The sequence below is a fragment of the Sphingobacterium yanglingense genome, from assembly GCF_004363245.1.
Classification (GTDB): Bacteria; Bacteroidota; Bacteroidia; order Sphingobacteriales; family Sphingobacteriaceae; genus Sphingobacterium; species Sphingobacterium yanglingense.
Map to the genome: position 1 here is coordinate 22,602 of NZ_SNYV01000011.1, position 21,908 is coordinate 44,509.

14 protein-coding genes are annotated in these 21,908 nt (G+C 39.1%); 5 read left to right on the forward strand and 9 right to left on the reverse strand.

Translation table 11 applies throughout. The annotated features are described in order from the left end of the window. Window positions 1–3 precede the first annotated feature (3 nt). The 7 genes from CLV99_RS02425 to CLV99_RS02455 all read right to left on the reverse strand — a co-directional run bounded on the left by CLV99_RS02425 (window position 4) and on the right by CLV99_RS02455 (window position 11,380). Window positions 4–4,224, reverse strand: coding sequence for an NACHT domain-containing protein (locus tag CLV99_RS02425; protein WP_133582894.1), 4,221 nt, complete (start codon window positions 4,222–4,224; stop codon window positions 4–6). Window positions 4,225–4,271: 47 nt separating this feature from the next. Next, window positions 4,272–5,381 (reverse strand): PIN domain-containing protein, encoded by a 1,110-nt coding sequence (locus CLV99_RS02430; protein ID WP_133582895.1) that lies wholly within the window; start codon window positions 5,379–5,381, stop codon window positions 4,272–4,274. Window positions 5,382–5,541: 160 nt separating this feature from the next. Further along, window positions 5,542–7,890 (reverse strand): AAA family ATPase, encoded by a 2,349-nt coding sequence (locus CLV99_RS02435; RefSeq protein ID WP_133582896.1) that lies wholly within the window; start codon window positions 7,888–7,890, stop codon window positions 5,542–5,544. Next, window positions 7,874–8,599, reverse strand: a complete 726-nt coding sequence (locus CLV99_RS02440) for an ABC-three component system middle component 1 (protein ID WP_133582897.1) — start codon at window positions 8,597–8,599, stop codon at window positions 7,874–7,876. Before CLV99_RS02440 ends, CLV99_RS02435 begins: the two co-directional genes overlap by 17 nt. Continuing rightward, window positions 8,600–9,787: an ABC-three component system protein gene (locus CLV99_RS02445; protein WP_133582898.1), complete on the reverse strand. Its 1,188-nt coding sequence runs from the start codon at window positions 9,785–9,787 to the stop codon at window positions 8,600–8,602. 204 nt (window positions 9,788–9,991) lie between these two features. Then, entirely contained in the window at window positions 9,992–10,966 is a 975-nt protein-coding gene (locus CLV99_RS02450) for a hypothetical protein (RefSeq protein ID WP_133582899.1), read from the reverse strand. A 180-nt stretch (window positions 10,967–11,146) separates the two neighbouring features. Further along, a complete protein-coding gene (locus CLV99_RS02455; RefSeq protein ID WP_133582900.1) occupies window positions 11,147–11,380 on the reverse strand; it encodes a helix-turn-helix transcriptional regulator in 234 nt (77 codons plus the stop codon). Window positions 11,381–12,591: 1,211 nt separating this feature from the next. Here CLV99_RS02455 and CLV99_RS02465 point away from each other — a divergent pair. The 5 genes from CLV99_RS02465 to CLV99_RS02485 are packed head-to-tail and all read left to right on the forward strand — an operon-like array spanning window position 12,592 to window position 20,891. Then, window positions 12,592–12,840 (forward strand): hypothetical protein, encoded by a 249-nt coding sequence (locus CLV99_RS02465; protein WP_133582902.1) that lies wholly within the window; start codon window positions 12,592–12,594, stop codon window positions 12,838–12,840. After that, on the forward strand, window positions 12,830–13,231 hold the full coding sequence (locus CLV99_RS02470) for a hypothetical protein (protein WP_133582903.1): 402 nt from the start codon (window positions 12,830–12,832) through the stop codon (window positions 13,229–13,231). Before CLV99_RS02465 ends, CLV99_RS02470 begins: the two co-directional genes overlap by 11 nt. A gap of 8 nt (window positions 13,232–13,239) precedes the next feature. Beyond that, entirely contained in the window at window positions 13,240–18,165 is a 4,926-nt protein-coding gene (locus CLV99_RS02475; protein ID WP_133582904.1) for a SusC/RagA family TonB-linked outer membrane protein, read from the forward strand. Window positions 18,166–18,204: 39 nt separating this feature from the next. Beyond that, the gene (locus CLV99_RS02480) at window positions 18,205–19,572 is read left to right on the forward strand and encodes a RagB/SusD family nutrient uptake outer membrane protein (RefSeq protein ID WP_133582905.1); all 1,368 of its coding nucleotides are present in this window, start codon (window positions 18,205–18,207) and stop codon (window positions 19,570–19,572) included. Window positions 19,573–19,583: 11 nt separating this feature from the next. Continuing rightward, window positions 19,584–20,891 carry a TlpA family protein disulfide reductase gene (locus CLV99_RS02485; RefSeq protein ID WP_133582906.1) on the forward strand — a complete coding sequence of 436 codons (1,308 nt, stop codon included), beginning with the start codon at window positions 19,584–19,586 and terminating at the stop codon, window positions 20,889–20,891. 69 nt (window positions 20,892–20,960) lie between these two features. Here CLV99_RS02485 and CLV99_RS02490 read toward each other — a convergent pair whose 3' ends face one another. Next, window positions 20,961–21,251 carry a hypothetical protein gene (locus CLV99_RS02490; protein ID WP_133582907.1) on the reverse strand — a complete coding sequence of 97 codons (291 nt, stop codon included), beginning with the start codon at window positions 21,249–21,251 and terminating at the stop codon, window positions 20,961–20,963. A 5-nt stretch (window positions 21,252–21,256) separates the two neighbouring features. Then, the gene (locus tag CLV99_RS02495) at window positions 21,257–21,718 is read right to left on the reverse strand and encodes a MauE/DoxX family redox-associated membrane protein (RefSeq protein ID WP_133582908.1); all 462 of its coding nucleotides are present in this window, start codon (window positions 21,716–21,718) and stop codon (window positions 21,257–21,259) included. Window positions 21,719–21,908 lie beyond the last annotated feature (190 nt).

The window sequence follows — 21,908 nt, forward strand, 5'->3', positions numbered from 1 at the left end:
TTCTTAGTAAAAAATAAAATCATTATCCTTTGCGAAATTTCTCGCTTGGTTGAATGTAAAAGGTTTTGACATGTGTTTATAGATTACATTTCTGATACTATTCTTAAGTCCCTCATGATAGAATGTGTTATTTTTTTTAGCATCATCATAAGGTATAATAGCTTCTAAACCATTCAAGATCTTTTCGGATATTTCTAATCCATTTTTGTCTCCAATATTCACTAAAGCTTCAGACACCATATTTATTGGTTTGAACCAAGCATTGAATATCTTATCTAGGTCGTCCAGACTTAAGCAGTATTCAGCAATATCCAATAAAGTCTCTATAGAGGCTGGGTTTGAATACAGCTTATACTCCAAATCATAGTAGGTATCGCCAGCATTGTTAGTAATATTTTTTATAATCGTACTGATTTTTTCAAAGCCTAGAGTCTGGTTTGATTTAATCAAATATCTTATAGCGAGGGATTCTGCTAGTATGGCTTTATTAACAAGCTCCTCATAGTTGTCTGTTACGAAACTTGCAATAAAATCTTGTTCGTTCAGTTCAAATAGTCTAGTGATAATAAATGGGAGAAAATAGTAATCTTCTTCTTTTGTTTTGTATAAGTTTACTATAGATTTTAAAAAGGATACGTTATCAATGTAGAATAACTCAATAATTTTCCTAGCATAATCGTAATTCTTATCTAAGACAGCATTTTTAATTTCCTCTTCTAATCCAAACAGTTTTAAATTAAACGATATATTTTTTGACTTCAGATAGGATAGAAAGGTGATTCTTACTAAGGGTTGAGTCGATAATCTAAGTTCTTTTAGTACTTTTAGACTTACGATATCTGTGTCCAGCATTTCATCGATAAATCCAAAATCGAAGTAAGAGTACTTTATGAAATCGACCAGCTGAAGAAGGAAAATGTCTTCAAATCCTGCAGGTTTAAAATAACGGAGTAGATTTAAAAAAAGAGTTAGAGTCCTTGAGTCATTCTCACTAATGTCTTCTCGAGGACTATCTAAATATTTTTCTACAGTTATTTTATTATTGAACACCCATTCTTTAAGATAGGATTTTTGAGTCTCCGATATGTTCAAAAATGGTTCATCAGTTTTAGGTAGATTCTGATAGATGTCTTCTATTCTGTCTAGTTCGTGTTTTAATACCGACTCTTCAAGATCGTTAATACTTAGCTTTTCATCATTGGGATAGTCTTCTTTTAGAATTTCCCAGAGTAATCGCTTAGCATATTCACTTATCTTTTTCTGTAAGTCAAAATCGTTGTAGTATTTATCCCAGAAGCAATCTACATCTTCAAAAGATAATTCAGTAGCCTCGTAAAATCTAAAAATATTTTTCATTTGTTCTACCAGTAGAGGTAGATTGAACTTAACGTCAAATTCCCGTTGATAGGAGTTCTGGTTGAATAATCGTTTCTCCTCAACCTTAGAATCTTCAATTCTATCTGTATATACAAATGAGGTATTCTCTTCTATATAGTTTTGAAGTCTGATCGCTTCATTGAGATTATTGTATTGTAGTCTATTTCTGAGTTGAATCAAGAAACTAGCAGGCAAAGCACCTGATTTATAAGCTGAGGATATTGTGATGTAATGTTTTTGATTTAATATATCTTCTAAGAAATAGATGTTAGTGTTAGATTCAGTTTCCAACGCAAGTAAGCGGTCAAATAGTTCATCTTCAATAGCGGAATCTTTTACTAACGAGGCCAAAAGAAGCTCCTCCAAATGATAGATTTTCTTAGTTTTAATGATATTAAACACAATTTCTACTAGTTTCCTTTTATCTTTATCATTAGCACTCTGAAGTTTAGACGAACAGTATTGAATAAAGCGTTCTACATTTGCTTCACGAAGTCTATGGTTTGTAAGTCGTTTGCTAATAAAATCAAGTATACTAATCAAAGTTTTTGGGGCATCAATTTGGCAAAAGAGATCGAATATCATCGTTTTCGTGGAGAACACTGAGCCGTATTTCGATCTGTAACTCCATCGTATTTCACAGATTGATTTTTTGAAAATAAGAAAAACAAACTTTTTAAAGGTGTTAAAATTGTATTCGTTTATTAAGCGTATTGCAGTTTGAACAAATTCTCTATAGTCATACTCACTAACAAATTCTGTCACTACAGAGATAATCTCTGTTTTTGTTTCTTCTTTGAGTTTTTTTACTAGAGATAGCGTTCTTCGCATAATATTAAATAGGTCATTCTGATTAGCTTGGAATTCCTCCATGACTTGAACTAATAGTTCTTTCACCCTTTTAGAAGAGTTTTCTGTAGCCAAAGACATCTGCTCTAGTAATACAATTGCAGACAAACGCGTTCGTAGGTTTAAGGTCTTATTTAGGGCCTTGTCAATGAGGTATTCTATATTTGTAATAGTATCTCCAAATTTTCCTACCGAGCCTTCATTATCGATCCAGAGCGTCTTTTTAATACAGTAGCTATGAAAATAAGTCTGCAGGGTATCATTCCGTATTTCATCCGAAACAAGCTCTACATCTGCTTGAAATATTAGTTCAATATTATGTTTAATTAACCAACTTACTAGCTTATCATAAGTTTCTCTTTCCTCAAATTCTATAGCCAACAATAGCGTTATGACATTATGCCATGAAGGATGAACCTTATTAACATTACTATTTACCTTTATAATATTAATTAACTCTTCAAACGCCATTTTTGATAACATATCTGCAACGAGATACTCTTGGATACTTTTAAGTTCAAAGCTCCATTGTTTATCAGAAGATTGTTCTATAAATGGATTTTTAGCAAGGTTGCTCGTGTCATTTATAAATGCTCGTGTTCTTGATTCATCAATACTGGTCACTTGCATTGTCTCCATTGCCAGGGCGAGCGTCTTAGCTTCTTGCAGATGTAAAGTGCTTCTATCTATATCATTTCTGAATTTATCTTTATCGTCATGCTCTAATCTGTGTTTGATATATTGACGAATGAGTTTAGATCGAGACATCTCTAGTCTGCCTGTTTTAAGGTAGTTATTACCTATAAGCTCTAGGTAGAAAGGTGTGTCTAGTAAATCCCTATGTTTCCAAAAGTCAATCCCATGATTTGCTCTCACAAAATCTATGTCAAACTTATCTTTTAGATATCGTAAAGCTTGCCCTTCCGCGATTGGATTAAGATAAGCGGTAGTGAAGCCTTCTAGGTCTTTGACAATTTTGTTGTAGATAGACGTACGGCAACTGATTATAAATTTCAATGTTGTTTTAAGTCTTTCTTTCTTGTACTCTTCTATAAAGCTTCTTAGTTTGTTGCTAAAATCAGTAATGTCATATACTTCATCCAATCCATCCAGTATTATGACAAGAAAAGAAATCTGTCTATATTGAGTAGGAAGTATGCTTTCTATTGTCGAACTAGAATTAAAGTTTTTTAAAGATCTATAAAATGGGATTATTTCATTTTCACCGCGATTGTGCCACAAAGATATCGCTCTATGTTTTATCTCCGATGTCTTTCCAGAACCGGGATTTCCTAGTAAAACAATTCCGAGTTCGCAATCCATCATTATTGTATCAAACTCTACTGTAGTAGAGTTATTCCAGCCATAGATGCCTGGAATCGGATTGCTTCTAAAAGATCTTTCGATATAGTTACTTACAAGGTCTATTGAACCAATATATAATTCCCTGTCGCTATCTTCGATAACAACTTTTTGAAGATTTTTATCAGAGAAGATGACTTTATCGAATTGGTCAAGTAGTTCTTTTCTCTCCTCTACTGAAATAGGATAGGGGCTTTCTTTATATACTTTTTCAAATAGATCAGGATATAGGTTGAGATAATCTTTGATATGATATTCAGGGGTCAGGAATTGGACTGGACATTCAGGAGCTAACTTATCATAAAACCTACCAAGTTTAGCAGGTTCATTAGGATTAGAAAAGTCTTCATAAGGAGATAAAAAAAGCAAGAGATCAATCCTTTGATGAGTGGATACGATATGAGGTATCTTTTCAATTGCTTGTGCATAGCTTAAATTACTAGAGTAATCCTTACATTCAGCATAGATCGTATGGCTTTTATATTTACCTGTTACTATTTCAAGAAGTATGTCATAACCATCTTGAGTGCCAGATTTTTGATTACGCTTTCTAGTGACTGTGTACCCAAGTTCTTTGAAAATCTTTGATAAGAACTCTAAAGTTGTTCGTTCAAAATCTAGTCCTTTTTTTTGCATTATTTGGAATTTACTGTCTTTTTAGGGCTGTAACTGTTCTCATATTATCAAACAAAAAATATTTGATGCTCTTTCACAATAATTTCTTGATTTTCTAATTGAACTAAATATCTGTCATTGAATCTTCTAGCTAAGTCGGGGTTGTTTGGGAGGAAAGTATTAATGTAAAAGGTCCCTCCAAGGTTTTCCCTAAAATATACTTCATAGCCTTCCTTTTTCATAGATTGGTATATGCTTTCGATATTTACACAGTTTCCTGACAGCAACCACGATATTTCTATTTTTTCTGTCTGACCAGTTGGATTTTCAAATGTTTTTTTTACCTCTTCAATAACTTCTTTACCTATCTTAGTACCTACAAACTTGTTGGAAAACTCTAAAAATTGAAATGGCTTGTAAAAATGAATAGTTTGTGTCGTTATAGTTGAAAATTCTTTGATTAGCTCTGGACGTACCGAGATCGTTTTACCATCATTAATTAACCACCAATCTTCTTTTCTATCATCCGTTATAAAAATTATGTCAGTTTTTTCTTCTTTAGCCTTATTCATTATTTCTTTCCAAATAACTAGGTCATTGAATTTTTCAGGTTCTGGTTTATTATCATCTTTGTACCCAGGAGGAATTTTTAATTTATACCTTTTTAATCCATCTTTGTAAGTCTCATTCAGCTCATTTTCTGAGAGCATAGTTCCCACTTTCTTTTCAAACAAACTTTCAATTTTATCATTAATTCTATCATTTTCTCGTTGTTTTTGAACAGCGATAGAAGATAATTTTTGCTCCAATTCTACATCCATTTTATTTATAACAGATTGAAAATCATTTAACAATTTAGAAGAAAAATATGGTCCTCTGTGTTTATTTTCAATCTCTATTTTAATATCATTGATTTTTTTAATAAAATCAGAATATGCTTTTTCTTGTTCATTAAGAACAGTAAGTCTGTTTTTATAGAATTCTTTAGCAACTTGATAGGGAATCCATATTCTAGATTCAAGATTATCTAAAACGCTAAAAATTTCTTTAGAGGTCGTATCTGAGTATCTATAAAGAGATAGCAGTAAATTTGTATCGAAGACAAATAAACTATTACTCCACATTTGTGATATTTTTTCTTTATTAATTTGTTGGTATTCAGGGAATTTGTTTTTCATAATGAGTTTTTTAAAGTTATCTGCTGAATTTTAAAATTTCATTTTATGTGGTAATATTCATTGATAAAGCAATGAATATTAGTTCCATTATAAAAGATAATTTTTTACAAAATATTCTACAGTGTAGAAACCGTTTTGAATTTTTCTAATTATAATTAAATTATGATGTCAATTGATTATTATAGAAAATTTTCTGGACATTAAATTTAGCATTTGTGAAACCAAATTTCCCAAACTTGTAGAGCATGTAATTGGCAATATGCTCTTCATGGGTGGATATAATTAAGTGATAATCAATGAATTCATGACGTAATAGTTCAATAAATGAATGCACATTTAAGTCATCTAATGTTTGAACGGGGTCATCTATGGCAAGGAATTTAAAATGGTTAGGAGCCTCGTAAACTTTGTTCAATGCTAAACAGAATGCTAATGATACTACCGCAAGTTGGCCCGAGCTTAATTGGTGGATGATGTCGTGGTCAGTATCTTCGCTTGTGAGAAAACGGACGCGGCTTGTTGAATCCTTCACGTCTATAAAGATTCCATAGCCCTGTTGATAATGCTGTAAAATCTTTCCAGAATAGATGTAGAAAGGAATTTTTATCTTCTCGATCATCCGTTTCTTGTAATTTTTGATTACAGCCGCATATTGGTTTTTAAGCGAACTAGTCTGGTTGATAATATTTTCAACTAGATCCAATCGGGACCTAAGAATATTTAGTGAGAAAAATTTTGATTCGTTGAATTTTTGATTCAGAAACTGAAGCTTGGCTTCTAGCTGTGTGGGTGTTAATAGGCGTTTTGGGTTGCTGGTATAATATTGTTCATACAATTCGACATCTAACAAGCTACTTTCATCGACAACAATTTCATTGTTTGCATTTTCAAGTATTGTCTTAACCAGTTCTGTGTTTTCAGAAAATTTGCCCAGTGATACAGGTTGCTGTAGGATTAGTCCCGAAAAGTTGATGTCTTGGTTGGAGGCAATAACCATAAAACGCTGAATTGCTTCGAAATTTCCTTTTCTTTCAGAGATTCGTAGATAAAATTCCTGATCTATGAAATTTTCCGGTGCTGTTAGGTAATTGTTGACTGCTGTTTTAATGACACTGAAATATCCGGTTTCAAGAGCATCGTCGATACCTCTTAATATTTCTTGTTGGTTTTGATCAAAGCTGGATAAAAGAATGGTTTTTTGCTCAAAGGCAGAAAGGAGATTTTCTGCGCTTTGCCAATTACTATCACATAAAGGGCAATGGTGCGGTGAGACTTCATTCCCTTTTATAGCTTCGAAATGTTGGATAGTGTTCTGACGGACTGAGTTTAGTTGGCGCAACATTACAGTCGTTTTGTCCATCTGGCTCACTAATTCTTGCCTGGATAAGAGACGTTGTTTAAGCGCTTCGTTGAAATCCTTTCCTAATCCTAGCTGTGAATTAAGGTCATCATCTATATGAAAATTTGAAAGTTGGTCGAGATATTTTTTTAAGCGGTTATTAAATTGAAATTTATTTTGCAGTTCATTGAAAGGCTCTTCCCTAAGTAACGACTGGGCGACAATTGATTCCAGTAATTGTGGGCTTGATATTACTGATTGTAGCTGACGCTTCAATCGTTGCTTTTCGAACTCTTCTACTCTAAATGTCCTTGCAAAAGATAGTAGTCGTTGTATTATTTGTTGATAGCCCTGGTGTAAACTGTTAAGTTGTTCGTTTGGGGCATTTTGGAAAGGTTCAGGTTCATCAAATTGAAACAACTTATCTTCAAATAACCGCTCATGTATGATATTTTCATTTGGGGATACTACTTCTCCCAGTTCTTCGATACGCAATTTTAAGGTGTTGCGAATGGAGGTTGCCAGCCCCAATTTTTCAGTTATGTTATTAAGTTCGTCATCTTCTTTTTGTGTTTGAAAAAGAAACGAAAGTTCATTCTTCTTGCTGTTTTCATCTTTCTTCAAAAAATAGATATTGTCTTCCTGCTGGAGATAGTTGAACAGGGGATACAGTTTTGCCATACTTAGCCTCGCATCCTGGAAGAATAGACTATCTATAAATTGTTGATCAATGCTGCGAATATTGTCGTAAGAAGGGGGGGATTCGAAATCATTATCGTTTTCGCTATAATAGGTGTTGAGGATTTCCCATGAGTCTGGTCGGAAAGGTCGTGATGTTCCAATCTTACCGTCACTTGCTTTGTCTAGTCGTTTGACGATAATGTGGTTTCGATCGCTGTCTTTTAACCAAACCTTAATCAAAACGTCTTCTCCCGCCTTATGCTGATAGAATGGTTTTTTATGCCCACTATTCTTCATTGTCACAAGGTTGTTCGTCATAGTGCGCTCAATTTTTCCGCAGAGACATAGTTCGATGGCATCGAATATGGTGGTTTTTCCAAAACCGTTAGGGCCACTTAGAATTGTTAATTTTGTGGTGTCAAACGGAATAATTGTAGGGCTGTAAACACCCTTGAAATTTTGTATATATACTTTATGTAGCTGGAGCATCACCTATGAATGAATTTATGAATATGTCGAATGAATTGTCGTTGGGATCCAGTACCTTTTGCAGCAATTGGTCTCTTTCATTTTGTTCCAATTGAGGGGTGTCAAGGACGCGTGCTAAGAATAGTTGCTCATTGGTCCCTATCTTTTCCGAAAGCATCGCCGCAATTGTGAAGAAGTTTTCACTACGGTTTATGTTTAAGTTAAGAAAAGGCAGTTTTATATACAGCTGCATGGCAAAAAAATACGGCTCATTCTCGAACATATCGCTATTGAATGCGTCGAAGTTTTTTTCATTGGAAATGGTTTGCTCAATTGAGTTTACAAAATTGTCTTCTGCCGTGAAATTTGACAATGCAATTGGGGTATATGGAATAACGTATTTGCGATAGAAGTATTCATTTTCCTCTATCTGAAGTAAACGGTTCTTGTATTTTGGGCAATCTTCACGGTAACTTTCAAATTCTACAAATATAATCAGGGACGTATTTTTTTCAATGTCTCTTGATTCTCGTTTTTTGTTGTCGAATAGAGCATTAACTATTTCAAATTTTTGCTCTATTTCACTTACTAAACCCGTTTTGTTAATAATGAGTACCAGATAGTATTCAGCGCGATCCTCCTCTGTTCTTGTAAAAAACATGACTTCGCTGTCAGTTTGCGTGTTGGTAAAGCCAAAGGCAGAAAAAAGAGTAGTAATGGATTGTCTCATTTAATTTAGCTTGTTAACCGCGTCTTCACGGGTGATGAATTCAAGTTCCTTTTCGTCCATAAAAGTACCTGTACGAGGTATTTGTTTATTGGCAATCTCGCACAGTTTACCTGACAAGTGTTCATTAATGATATAATCCGTTTCGTATCGCTCAACGTTTAACTTGTCGTTTGTTAGTATCCCAATTGCAGCTTCGCCCTTTTTAATTTCGCGTTTGGCTAATGCCGTCGCTAGGAAATTTTTTTCAGTCTTGTAGTGGGGAAAGGTATCGTCCTCTAAAATAAGCGGCACTGTGTGTATTTGTATGACAGTAAGCAGGAAAGTGCTGGAAAAATCATCCGGCACGAAAAAGTCATGGGTGAGTTCGCAATTACCCAAGGATTTGCCGTGTGTAGTTGCTGGAAACAATTTACATAGGAAGCTTTCTAGCTGATTATCGTTTAGGAGGCAAATTTGGCGGATAAGATCGCTGACTGTCGTTTCATGTTCTTTAGTGATGGTAATACCATTGTCGTCAAGTAGATTTATGAAATTCAGATATTCTCTGTAAAGCTCGCGCCGGATAGCGCAGATTTTTGCATGTCTTTTTGCGCTAGGTGTTACTATGAAAGCTTGTATTTCATCTAATGTAAAGCCAACGTTATAATCAGCTTGATCTTTGGTGGCGTGTTCTATCCTAATGCGTTCATCGAGAAGAGCTAAGTATTCCTGGAAGCAGCCGAGGCACCAACCAGCATTCGCTGCTTCTGCATGATTCAGTGATGTCAAAACTGTTTTTATCTCGTCAACAATTAGGTTGTCAATATCATTAAGTGAGCAGAAACTTTGAGTTGCACGATAGGGATATCTTAGAACATTATATGGATTCTGCGCTGGAGTTAGGTCTGCCCAATTGGTGATTTCACAGATAGTATGCAGATAATTTGCGCCTGGGCATGCCTCGAAGGCGGCTAACGCTGACGTATAACTACCTATTGTACTTTTTGATGCATACGCCTTAACTTGATGTACTTCGAGTATTGTTGTGCCATGGGCTAGTTTAACATCCTCCCTAGTCTCTAGTTCTAGTCTATATTGTCCGAGGTTTTGGAAATTAACGGATTTCATTTGGCGCAGTGCGACAAGCAGACCAATCTTTCCTTGGTGAGCATAGCCACTCCAACTTGCAGTTGCATTTCTTGATGACATTAACTTTGAATAAATAGATTATGAATAAATAGTTTGTAGCTTTTTTTAAGTCATAGATAGCTATTGCTGCAATTTCGATTCAAATAGCTGTGCTTTTCCTGTGTTTAGTTTCGATAAATCCATAATTATTAAGTGTGAATTTGTTGAATAACCCTATGTTTATATGATTTTAATCACTCGGGTATTAAATTTTAACTAAATCAACTATCCCAATACAGTAAATTTCCTGTCTAACTTCTCCGCTTTTCCTATTTTGATTAAATCTTTTTCAATGAGGTTATATATGAACACCTGCTTCAAATAACTTATGCTTTTAGCACCAAAGTCCTTATTTAATTTATTTAATATTTTAAAATAAGCATTTTCATAAAAGCTAGTTTCAATGTATTGCTCTATTTTAGATTCAGTAAAGAAATAGTTGCTAACATCATATCTTGGATAATTAGTTTCATTGTTTTTTTTAAAAAAATCATTTAAAACTTTATTGGTTTTTAGCTTTTCTGCTATATTCAATACTTTAGCTAATACAAGTCGATTTATAAGAAAGTTTGTCACTACTAATAGAATTATTGAAAAAAAGAAAATGTTCAGATAGGTAATGTCAAATGGAAAAAACTCTGTAACATTCTGTTTGATTGATCGCATGTCTTTAAGTAGATTAATACTAATTATTGTTATGGTCGAAACTCCTAAGTATAATAAATTTCGAGGCTTAGGTTTGTAAAATTTTTCGATGTCTTTGCCTAGTTCATTTACATGGTTACCTCTGACCTTTTCTAAGGTGGCAATTAATTCTGAAAGTGTCGAATTCAATTCAGAAATCAGATCTTCCTTCTCTTTGAGTATACTTTTTAATTCGGATATCTGTTCCTCTAAATAAACTATATGACTTTTATCTTGAATAGATTCAATAGTATCTTCGAATAAAATTAACTCGCTTCCACCTTTTTCAAATTTTACTCGATCGATATAAAGTTTTAGTTCTTTTAGAAGACCTGAATATTCAATGAACTTTTCAGTAGCTTCTTTTCTGCTCTCGTTATCCAGGTATTTATCAGGATGGTAAATTGACCGCGTTTTAAAAACAAGATCATATAGATCTACTAGTTCAATTTCTGAATCTATGTTAAGACGCTTTTTAATTTTTTCAATTATAGAAATTTGAATTTCAGCACTCATAGGTTCTTAAAATCTGCTGTTAATATTTAGTTAGTAATCATAAACAAAGGACCATTACTTTTCTCTTATCTTCTTAGCTGAAGATTTTTTCCGATGTAACCTTCATTATTTGGTCTGCTTTTTACCTAAGAATATTATGAATAATAATTCATAATATTTTTTTACATCAGAAAGTCAACACTACTCAACATTTTCCTTAGTCGCGTCTTCCAATGTCAAATTTAGCGCGTCACACACATTTAAAAGTGTCGAAAAGAAAAAATCTTCCTTCCCATTTTCCATGTCGCTTATTTTAGACCTGTCCATTTTAGGAATCTTTTTGGCTAGTTGGTCTTGAGTTAACCCTTCAATTAATCTCTTTTTTTTGAGGTTTTTTCCTACTCTAGTGTAATATTTGGCATGTTTTTGATCCATTGGTAAATATATTTTGTGGTTTTATTGCCACATATTGTTTTTATTCTTATATTTGTTTTAACTAATTGATAATAAGCTGTTCTCTAGGAGGTCAGTTAAAATAATTTACAAGACTCGAAACTTGAGTAACGACCACATTCGAGACGGTAAGAATTGCCCTTTCATTGGAAAGTACTATCTTTGTGCTTCCCTCTAAAGGGGGCATGCCTTACTGGAAAGCTGGAGTGGTGGTCGTTATCAAGCACGAAGGTGAGTACAGTAGGGCTTTGCTTTTTGTACAACCTCTATGTCTTGTTCTACATAAACTAAATATTATGAGAACGAACTATTTAACCATCCAAAAGAAACCCTCAGACTCGATCTTAGATCGCAGTCACTGGTTTTGTCATTCATTACACGTAAAGAACATCATTTCACCACCGGAATAAAACTGCTATCACTGTAAACAGACAAGGGGAGTGAGGCACGGTTATTTTACAATATCTGCCTTTTAGCCCACAGCAACGCATTAAAAATGCCTGTTGTGTTCTTGTCTGCTGCCGACCTATCATACTTCATGCAAAAAGTTGTATAATAGAGCGATATCGCATCTTTATTCTGGAACCTTAAAGATAATGATTAGTTTCTATTGCTACAAATTGTTTTGTACGGAGCAGTATTGTTAGTACAATATGTGAAGGTCGGTTATTGTATTTTTCTTTTTCCTAAGTGTCATATTACCAATGTAAAAGACCAATTATAATTCACGAAAAGTGATGCTTGGGAATTTGTTTTATTTATTAATTGTGTGGCCTGATAGGGGACTGTATTGTCTTTAGACCCGTTCGACTTCTCTGCGTTCCGCTCAGGGTGACGGGGATAGTTTAGGTCGCACCAAAAGTAACCGAAAAATGAAACATTTTTTTAGGGGTGGGAGAGAAATGTCTTTTTGTGAAGGTGAACGTGTTAACATGTTAACCAGTTATCGAGACCTTTCTAGTCGCCCAAAGGAACAGAATTATGATTTTAGACTGCTTCGACCGCTTGGGCGGTCTCGCAGTGACGAAGGGGAAATGGAACGTAATGACGAGCGGGAGTGCAGTGACGAAGGTGGAGAAAGCCTTCATACAGTGTTCGGACTGGCTTCGCCTTTGCTTCGGCCGTACATCACATATTCATCACGTATTCAACACAGATTTAACACCCGTGCATCGAGAATACTCGATGAAAACGTGATAAAAAGGTGTTCCGGAGGTAATGAAACTCCGAAGCTGGTACGAAGCAGGTACGGATCTGATGAGGAGGCAATCGACCTGTCGTCCTTTGTTCCAACTGATTACTTGCCCTATAACTACGATGTCGGTAGGCGAGTGCAAGAAAATCGGAAGACAGTGACGAAAAGAGAGCCTAAGAAGCCCAGAGGCGAGTACGAAGAAAATCAACAAAGATTAATCAGGGAAGGAGTACGTTATGATTTCTAAGCTATTGGAAAAGAACTTCCATTTGATTCTGCCGTTCGAAATGGCATTCAATTTTCCGCATACAGAGGGGTATGACCCAGAGAAGGTTATTGAAGAGTTTTGGCAAAGGTATGACATTAACGATAGTCGAGATTATATCGTTTGTTTATATCTAAAAGCATTGGGTAAAGAGGTAAGTGATCCAGTAAAAGATTATAGTTATGATGAGCTTAAAAGCTATTCCTTAGAGTTAATGCACCTATTGGTGGCTTATTATCTCTGCCATATTCATAATGTGGACCTTTCAGAATTAGATGTGCCTAATCTCTCCCAGGGAAAAATAACAGAAGAAGAGTTGAAATTTCGACAGATTAATTTCGCGCTTTTTGGGAATAAAATAACTGCTAAATAACCTGAACAATGAAAACTAATAAAATTGATATATCCAAAGCTACAAGTAGAGTTTTTAAGTTGTTGTACAGTGCTCAAATAGAGCCGACTTCGAAATCAGCTCGGGGAATCAGTGATTCTGAAGCTCCCGACTTGGCACCGACTGTGTACCAACTTAGTTCTGCCCAGGTTCTACCTTGGTTCTGCTTTTGTTCGAACGTGCTTCGTTCAGCACGTGACCGTTCCGCGATGCGGCTCCGATCATCATCGGAGAACTATCGGAGCGCCATCGGGGAATCATCGGAGCAAGGTGGTACTTGGTTAGGTCTTGGTAGGTACCAAGTAGGGACTTTGTCTACTTATTTATCGCCTTTTGCTCGTGATTTCATTGCCTCCGAGGCAACGGATAGGCAAACAATAGGCAAAGAACAGGCAACGAATAAGCAGAGAATAACCGAAGAACAGGCAAACGAATACCAAACGAAGCCCAAGCCAAGTCCGAAGAAAGAGCAAGGAATCAGTAAGGCTACTGTATTGTCTTCTAATACACTCTTAATACACTGTTATTACTTCGAGCATACTTGGGTAATACTGAGGCAATACACTAGCCGTGCTTCGACTAAGGTAGCTGAAGTTATTGGCAGTGGCTCAGGACAGCGTCGTACCTGCATGCAGTCTTGTTCGACTGCTGTTCGACAGTTGTTCGGGTCCTGTTCGGCGGTACGTCGAAGCCCAGTCGAAGCCGAGTCGAACACCCCCCGAAGGAGTCTCGAAGCAGTCCCGAACCAGTCTCGAAGCGGTGCCGAAGCTGTGTCGAAGAGCTCTCGAAGGATAGTCGAAGAGGAGTCAAAGACCGCTCGAAGCGGGTGTGAAAATATCACTTTTCAAAAAGGGGTTCAAACTAAGGTTGAACTAGCCTTAACACAGCCTATAACTAAGGTTGAACTAGGAATAAACTACCAAACAACTAAGGATGAACTAACAACGAGCATAGAACGGACTAACGTTGAACTAGCAACAGCACAAGAACGAACTAAGGATAAGACAAGAACAAGACAAGAAACACCCAAGCGTGAGACAAGGATAAGACAAGAAAGTCGTAATTCTACTTCAAAAAATATACCCGAAAGGTACTGCAAAGGTACGGGAAAGGTACTGAATAGTGGGGGTAAAGGTACTGGAGAGGTACTAGAGAGCTACCAAAGAGGTACTAAGGAGGTACTAACTGGTAGTAGGACCGTGGTAGGTTTGGATAGGGATCGAGATTGCTTCGGCGTAGTTCCTACTTCTCGCAGTGACGAATCTGTGGTAAATGACCTTCGTATGAATCGATGGATTCTAAGGTCTTTTCGTGCGCTCTGTGAGGAGTTCAGTACCAAAGTGGAGTCTATGGTTCTAAAAGAAAATAGAGATCGGCAAATCGCTTTAAAACAAGCCGATAACAAATTTGTTAATATCCTCCCTCAAGCCGGGAGTGGCTCAATACTTTTCTCGCTCAAGCCGCGAGAGGCTCATACTTTCTTACTTGATAAAGAAAGTATGCAAAGAACTCAAGGCGTTGAATGCTCACCTAAATTTCGAAACAGTCATCTAAATCTCAAAAACTCTCCCAATAAATTGGGATCAAACAGTTTGAGATTTTATACGCCTCCTGATCCGAAATTCTTAACGGCTGCGCATTCAAAGGCCATGTATAGGTTTGCTGCTATTTTAATGATTTTCATGTTGTTTAGTTCGCTTGTAGGTATACAGGCGGTCGCTCAGGTCTCCCGAGGTGAACTCGGGACCTACGGGCGGTCCGGGCATGTACTTCAGGGTGAGGTACGCTCGGCTGCCGATGGGGCGATCATTGACGGGGCTACGGTCAGCAATGGCAAAAATACGGTACGCACGGACGCTAAAGGTATATTTAGTATTACTGTAGATAATCCTCATGGTGTATTAATAATTAGGTTTATCGGGTACAAGGAGCAGCATGTTTCTTATGAGAAGGGATCTACATGGATGCGGGTACTGCTAGAGGCCAATGAAACAGCGATTGAACAGGTGGATGTGGTGTCTACGGGGTATCAGAAGTTGCCGAAGGAGCGGGCTACAGGAAGTTTTGTACAGATCGATAATAAGCTGCTGAACCGCAAGGTGTCGACCAATGTGCTGGAGCGGCTGGCGGATGTGACGCCCGGGCTGATATTCAATAATGGCAAGGGCGGAGCTGCACAGATGCGGGTGCGTGGCGAGACGACATTGCAGTCGAATGCTTCGGTGCTGATCGTAGTGGACAATTTCCCTTACGAAGGGGATATCACCAATATCAACCCGAATGATGTGGAGACGATAACAGTGCTCAAGGATGCGGCCGCGGCCTCGATATGGGGTGCCCGTGCGGGCAATGGGGTGATCGTGATTACGACCAAGCGCTACAATGAGGCTACGGTTCCTCGGCTGAGCTTTAATGCCAATACAACACTGGGACAAAGGCCTGATCTGCATTATCAGCCATTGATGTCTATTCCCGAGTTTATCGAGACGGAGAAGATGCTATTTGGTCGTGGGTTCTACAATACCTACGAGAATTCGCTGAATAAGGTGCCCCTCAATCCAGTGGTGGAGCTGCTGATCGAGAAGCGCAACGATCCTTCCCGTGCGGAGGAGATAGACCGCGAGATCGAAAAGATGAAGGGTTATGATGTGCGCAGCGATTATGAAAAATACCTGTACCGCAGTCCGCTGTTGCAGCAGTATGCCTTACGGGCAGAAGGGGGCAATGGCAGCAACCGCTATTTTGCTTCCTTCGGTTACGACCGTAACCAGTCCGAGGTGATCGGCAATAGTAGTAGCCGCTTTACGGGGACGGCCGGTAATAGCATGGGATTCTTCAAGGATAAACTGACGGTGTCGGCCCAGGCTTCATTTTCCTTAAATAATATTGTTAATAATGGTTTGAAGGATGTTACCTATAGCAGTCATAGAGGTATTCCGAGTACAAAGATCTATCCCTATGCACGTCTGGCGGATGAGCAGGGCAATCCATTAGCTGTGCTCAAAAACTACAGTTCGCGCTACCTGACATCGGTAGCCAATGACGGACTGCTGGACTGGTCATATGTGCCGCTGGCAGATCGGGACGCGTTGGACAATACGACCGTAGCGAAGGATCTGCGGCTGGATGCGGGGCTGAGCTATAAGCTGCTGAAGGGGGTGAATCTGCAGGCGCTGTACCAGTATAGTACAAGCAATAGCCTGAACCGTGATCACAACAGTGTGGATACGTACTACACGCGCAATGAGATCAACCGCTTTTCGATTCGGGACGCGGCTACAGGGGCGATGCAGTACCCAATGCCGATGGGCGGTATATTGGATGAGAACCGCACTGAGGTGTATTCGCACAACCTACGGTTGCAGGGGGATTTTAATTTCGTACTGGCGGATGTACACAGCCTGAATGGTCTGGCGGGGTACGAGATCCGGAATCAAAGGGTGTCGGGTATGAAGTCGCGCCTATACGGCTATGATGAGGAGATCGGGCTGAGCAAATCGGTGGATTATACGAAGTACTATACAGCTTATTTCAATCCGTACAGCAACTATAACGTGATCCCGTATATGAATTCGGAGACGGGGGCCATAGATCGCTTCCGCTCGGTATTTGCCAATGCCTCGTACAGCTATGATGGCCGTTATCTAGCTACAGGAAGCCTTCGCTTTGATGAGAGTAACCTCTTTGGTGTCAACGCGAACCAAAAACGGGTGCCGCTGTATTCGTTGGGACTAGGGTGGAATATCACGAAGGAGGATTTCTTCAAGGTGGAGGGAGTGGATCGCCTGTATCTACGTGCCACCTACGGCAAGAGTGGTAATGTAGACCGCTCGCTCACAGCCTATACAACGGCATTCTACAGCCCGAATGATTACCTCACTCGGCTGCCCTATGCGAGTATCTGGACACCGCGCAATCCGGATCTGCGCTGGGAGAAGGTGGCTACCTACAATCTGGGGCTGGACTTTTCGGTGCTGAAGGGACGGATAACGGCTTCGGCAGACTACTATAATAAGGATGGCCGCGATGTCATCAGCCCGATGAGCATGCCTGCTACGGTGGGGATCAAGACGGTGACGGGCAATTTTGGTCGTACCAATGCGCGTGGATTTGAACTGGTGCTGAATACGGTTCCTATAGATGGGGCAGTACGCTGGAGCAATCAGCTGCTGTTCAACACAGTGCGGGACAAGGTGGTGGAGTATAAAGGGGCACCGCATTATGCGATTAGTGTAATGGGAAGTTCGGATGGACAAGCGGTTTATCCCATAGAAGGAAAGCCTTTATGGGCGTTATACAGCCTGCCCTGGGCAGGCCTAGATCCTACGAATGGTGATCCTATCGGTTATCTGAATGGAGAGCCTTCGAAAGAGTATGCGAAGATTATGAATGCCGTGAGTATGGAAAATATACAGTACAATGGCCCCGTACGACCTACACGCTATGGTTCATTCCGTAATACGATAGCCTGGAAAAGGGTGGAGCTGTCTTTTATGTTGACCTATAGAGGCGGGTATTATTTTAAGAAGGAGACACTCAGTCACTACGATCTGATGACGGGGGTTATTACGCATGCTGATTATGATAAACGCTGGCAACAGCCGGGTGACGAAACTCGTACGCAGATTCCATCGTTCGGAGATCAGACAAATACTCCTCGGGCTCAAATCTATACCTATTCGGATGCCCGAATATTTGCAGCCGATCATATCCGTCTACAGGATATTCGCCTGTCGTATGATCTGCCAATGCGCTATTGGGGCATCAAAGGGATAGAGCATGCCTCGGTATATGCTTACGCCAATAATCTTGGCCTGATCTGGAAAAAATCGAACACAGAATACGATCCGGATTTTGCCAATGTAGACTACCTGCCGATAGGCAGCTTTAGCATCGGTATCAATTTTACGCTGTAATAGGCGAACAACACAACACAACACAACACACAGAATATTATGGAAAGATATATAAAGGGGCTATTACTAGGTCTCGTTATGGCTTCCTCTAGTCTTTTATCCTGCTCAAAGGAATTTCTAGAAGCAAAGCCTCAAAAATCACAGGTTGTCGTCAGGACACTTGACGATATTGTTGCTCTGTTGGATAATGCAGGAGTGATGAACAGAACAGACTTTTTTAAGTTATTATCAGATGGCGATCTGTTCTTTACTGAAAGCCAATTGATGGCAAGTCAGGAGACCAATCGTAATCTATATCTGTGGAAAGCGGATTATGACCCCACGAAGTTCTACAGCTTTGGTTGGGATCTGCCCTACCAACAGATACTCTATGCAAATATTGCTCTAGAGACTTTAGACGAAATCAAACCGGATGCGACGAAGCAATCACTATATAACGAAACAAGGGGGAGGGCGCTGTTTTTCAGGGCTTGGGCACATTACCAGCTGTTACAGGATTTTGCGGAGGCCTATGATCCGCAGCGTCCTGAGCAGTTGGGGGTGCCCATTATTCTCGAAAGTACCTTTCCAAAGCAGGTAAAAAGGGCTCCATTGAAAGAGGGATATCAGGCAATAGTAGCCGATCTTGAAACGGCCGAATCACTGTTGTCGAATATTTCAACTATTAAAACAAGGCCTTCTAGACAAGCGGTGTATAGCTTGTTATCTCAAGTATGTCTTAATATGGCTGATTATCCGCTGTCACTGTCGTATAGCGATAAGGCATTGGAAATAAACAAGCAGCTACTAGATTATAATGAGCTTAGTCCAACAGGTATCATGCCTTTTGATCAATACAATGATGCTAGTCATCCTGAGATTGTCTTTTTTGCATCTTCAAATACATCTTTCGTTGCAAAAGAGGGAATTGAGTGTGTTGAGGATCTATATGATGATTATATGGTGAATGATCTACGCAAACGTGCTTTTTTTAATACGGCAAAGCAGTTCGTAGGTACTTATTCCGGGCGGGCAGACTATCAGTTTACGGGATTGGCGGTAGATGAACTTTACCTCACAAAAGCAGAATGTCTTGTCCGTATGGATCGGCTTGAAGAGGCTCGTAAGCTTATTCAAACGCTATTAGAGCATCGCTATGTGGACAATGTGGTCACGGTCACTATCCCTCAGAACAAGGACGATTTGCTCCGTTGGATACTACTCGAGCGTCGCAAGGAGCTTTTTGGACGGGGTACGCGATGGACGGATCTCAAGCGCCTCAATAGAGAACCTGCGCAGCAGAAAGATCTTCAGCGAACGTATCAAGGACAGGATTTTGAATTGCCTGCTAATAGTAATCGGTATGTCTTCTTTATACCGGATAGTGAGGTGGAGATGTCAGGATTGGAACAGAATAATAGGGATTAAGCATAAGAACCATGAAATATTTGATAACAATATACTTCCTCCTTATGGTCTGGGTAGGAAAGGGACAGGAGATTTTGGTAAATGTAGATGTGGGGGATGCAATACCGCCTACCGCGCTTATGGGGATACAGAACCATCCAACAGGCAAACTTGATCTGGTCAAAGCCTCTCAGGAAAAGCTGATCATTCTGGATTTTTGGGCGACCTGGTGTGGAGCGTGCTTGGCAGGAATGCCTAAACTGGATACACTGATGCGAGAATTTAATAAAGAGCTTGAGGTGATATTGGTCACTAAAGAGGTGCAAGGCTATGTGGATCAGGTGTTCAGGAAGCGTAGGGAACTGGAAGCTTACATACCGCAGTTGCCCATTTATTATGGCGATACAGTCTTAAATCGACTCTTTCTTCATAATACCATTCCAACTTATGTATGGCTTAAAAACGGCAAAGTGATCGGTATTACCGAGGAAGTGACGAAGAAGGCTGTTGAGCTGGCTATAGAAGGAAGGGAGATTGGATTGCGTATGAAAGTGGAGAAAAGCTATGAAAAATTGGATAAAACAAAGGAAACACTACTGCAATTTCTCTATAAACATAGTGCCCCATCATCAGAGGTCTTTAGGACTTACTCTTTTTGGACGGGGTATATAGATAGATTAGGGCCTACCGGTGGTTTTTGGCATCAATTGTCGATAGAGGGAGAGGTGGTGCGTTTTACAGGGACAAACTTCGCAATGGAAAATTTATACCGTACTGCTTTTGGAAGAGCAAGTACCTACATAAATGATGCAGCGGTCGAGATTACATCAAAGAGCCCGTTTTTTGTTTCAAGAGATTTGAGTGGGATGGAATATGAAGATTGGTTAGTGAAGTATGGCCTTAATTATGAAGTGGTGGTGGAACCAGGGAAGGATATATTTGAAAAAATGCAGAGTGATGTAATACAGGCTTTTCCTGAGATACATGCACGTATCGTACCTACATTGGATACCTGTCTGGTTCTCGAGATCTTTAATAATAATCCAGATAAGAAGTGGAAGGTTGAGGATGGTGGGTTCGCGCAGGTCGATGTAAATGGAAGTCAGACGCTGGAAGCAGAGATGATATCCCTAATGATTAAGTTTGAGCACATGATTTTTTATAGATCAAAGTACCCTATAGTAGACAATACGGGGTACTTGGGGAAAGTGAACTTGGTATTGAATGGAAGGTTACAATCGGTAAGTGATGTAAATAGGGAGTTGGAACCTTATGGATTGCGTCTAACAAAAAAAACAGCAACTTATCAAAAGTTGCTGTTGGAAGATAGCCCGATGTGATTTATGTTGCACACTGCTTCTAGCGGATTCTGGAAGCAGTGTGTTATCACCGATTGCTATCCTCGGTGCCTAGAGATAACCGAAAGCAACGGTATTGTACACTCCAGGGCTTATTTGCACTGCTTTACAGTGACGTGTACTCGATGTACAAGGGTTCAAATCTTGAGGACTACCAGGTACGATAGGTTCCCATCGAGGTGTCTGATCTTCCGCATCTAATGGCGTAGCATTATAATGCGTAGCAGTTTGAAGTTTTGAAGCTTCGGCATAGCCGACAGCTGTTGCAGAAAGTATCGCAGCCACTGCGATGCCTTTCCAGAATTTGTTGAACTTAGTTTTCATGATTTCTGATGGTTTCATGACGTTTATAAATAAGTTGTTTGTTGCCTACTCTCTTTACGGTTTTCAGCTTCCCCGTTTGATATTATATAGTTAATGTATAGTGCGATTCCTGTAATGCAGAGCATAGTGGTATTGAATAATAGGTGCCCCTGATAGTCTACCCCCGCAAATATGCCTGCACAGGAGCAGGTCTGTTTTTTATAGATCTCAGTGAGGTAGACGACGATATAAGCCGAAAAGGAGGAGAGGAGTACTACCGATGCCCACAGCCCCCAGCGTACACGGTACAATAACAATCCTGCCGTACCCAACGCCCCGATCGGCACCAGGTAGGCAAGAAAGTCGGAGGCCCAAACGGGAAACAATTGCTTGCGCATGGTATCCATGTTGTACGCCATATTACCCAGCTTCACCACGGCTGTGTAAACCCACAATGCAACCAACAACGTGACTATAATTCCTAATATGTATGTGCGTGTTTTCATTTGTTTTTATTGAGTTATCAAGTTATGTAGTTATCCTGTTATCTAGCCAGCTTCTTTTACGTCACTGCGAATGAAATGAAGCAGTCTGTTTTGTATGTTATTCCCGACCGTGTCGAGACTCCGTTTCACTATGTCTGTTATCTTGTTATCAAGTTATGTAGTTATAAAAGTTATGGAGTTACGAAGGGTT

Coding starts and splice junctions, on each gene's coding strand:
- CLV99_RS02425 (WP_133582894.1), bottom strand. CDS start 4,224: ATGCAAAAAAAAGGACTAGATTTTGAACGAACAACTTTAGAGTTCTTA.
- CLV99_RS02430 (WP_133582895.1), bottom strand. CDS start 5,381: ATGAAAAACAAATTCCCTGAATACCAACAAATTAATAAAGAAAAAATA.
- CLV99_RS02435 (WP_133582896.1), bottom strand. CDS start 7,890: ATGCTCCAGCTACATAAAGTATATATACAAAATTTCAAGGGTGTTTAC.
- CLV99_RS02440 (WP_133582897.1), bottom strand. CDS start 8,599: ATGAGACAATCCATTACTACTCTTTTTTCTGCCTTTGGCTTTACCAAC.
- CLV99_RS02445 (WP_133582898.1), bottom strand. CDS start 9,787: ATGTCATCAAGAAATGCAACTGCAAGTTGGAGTGGCTATGCTCACCAA.
- CLV99_RS02450 (WP_133582899.1), bottom strand. CDS start 10,966: ATGAGTGCTGAAATTCAAATTTCTATAATTGAAAAAATTAAAAAGCGT.
- CLV99_RS02455 (WP_133582900.1), bottom strand. CDS start 11,380: ATGGATCAAAAACATGCCAAATATTACACTAGAGTAGGAAAAAACCTC.
- CLV99_RS02470 (WP_133582903.1), top strand. CDS start 12,830: ATGATTTCTAAGCTATTGGAAAAGAACTTCCATTTGATTCTGCCGTTC.
- CLV99_RS02475 (WP_133582904.1), top strand. CDS start 13,240: ATGAAAACTAATAAAATTGATATATCCAAAGCTACAAGTAGAGTTTTT.
- CLV99_RS02480 (WP_133582905.1), top strand. CDS start 18,205: ATGGAAAGATATATAAAGGGGCTATTACTAGGTCTCGTTATGGCTTCC.
- CLV99_RS02485 (WP_133582906.1), top strand. CDS start 19,584: ATGAAATATTTGATAACAATATACTTCCTCCTTATGGTCTGGGTAGGA.
- CLV99_RS02490 (WP_133582907.1), bottom strand. CDS start 21,251: ATGAAACCATCAGAAATCATGAAAACTAAGTTCAACAAATTCTGGAAA.
- CLV99_RS02495 (WP_133582908.1), bottom strand. CDS start 21,718: ATGAAAACACGCACATACATATTAGGAATTATAGTCACGTTGTTGGTT.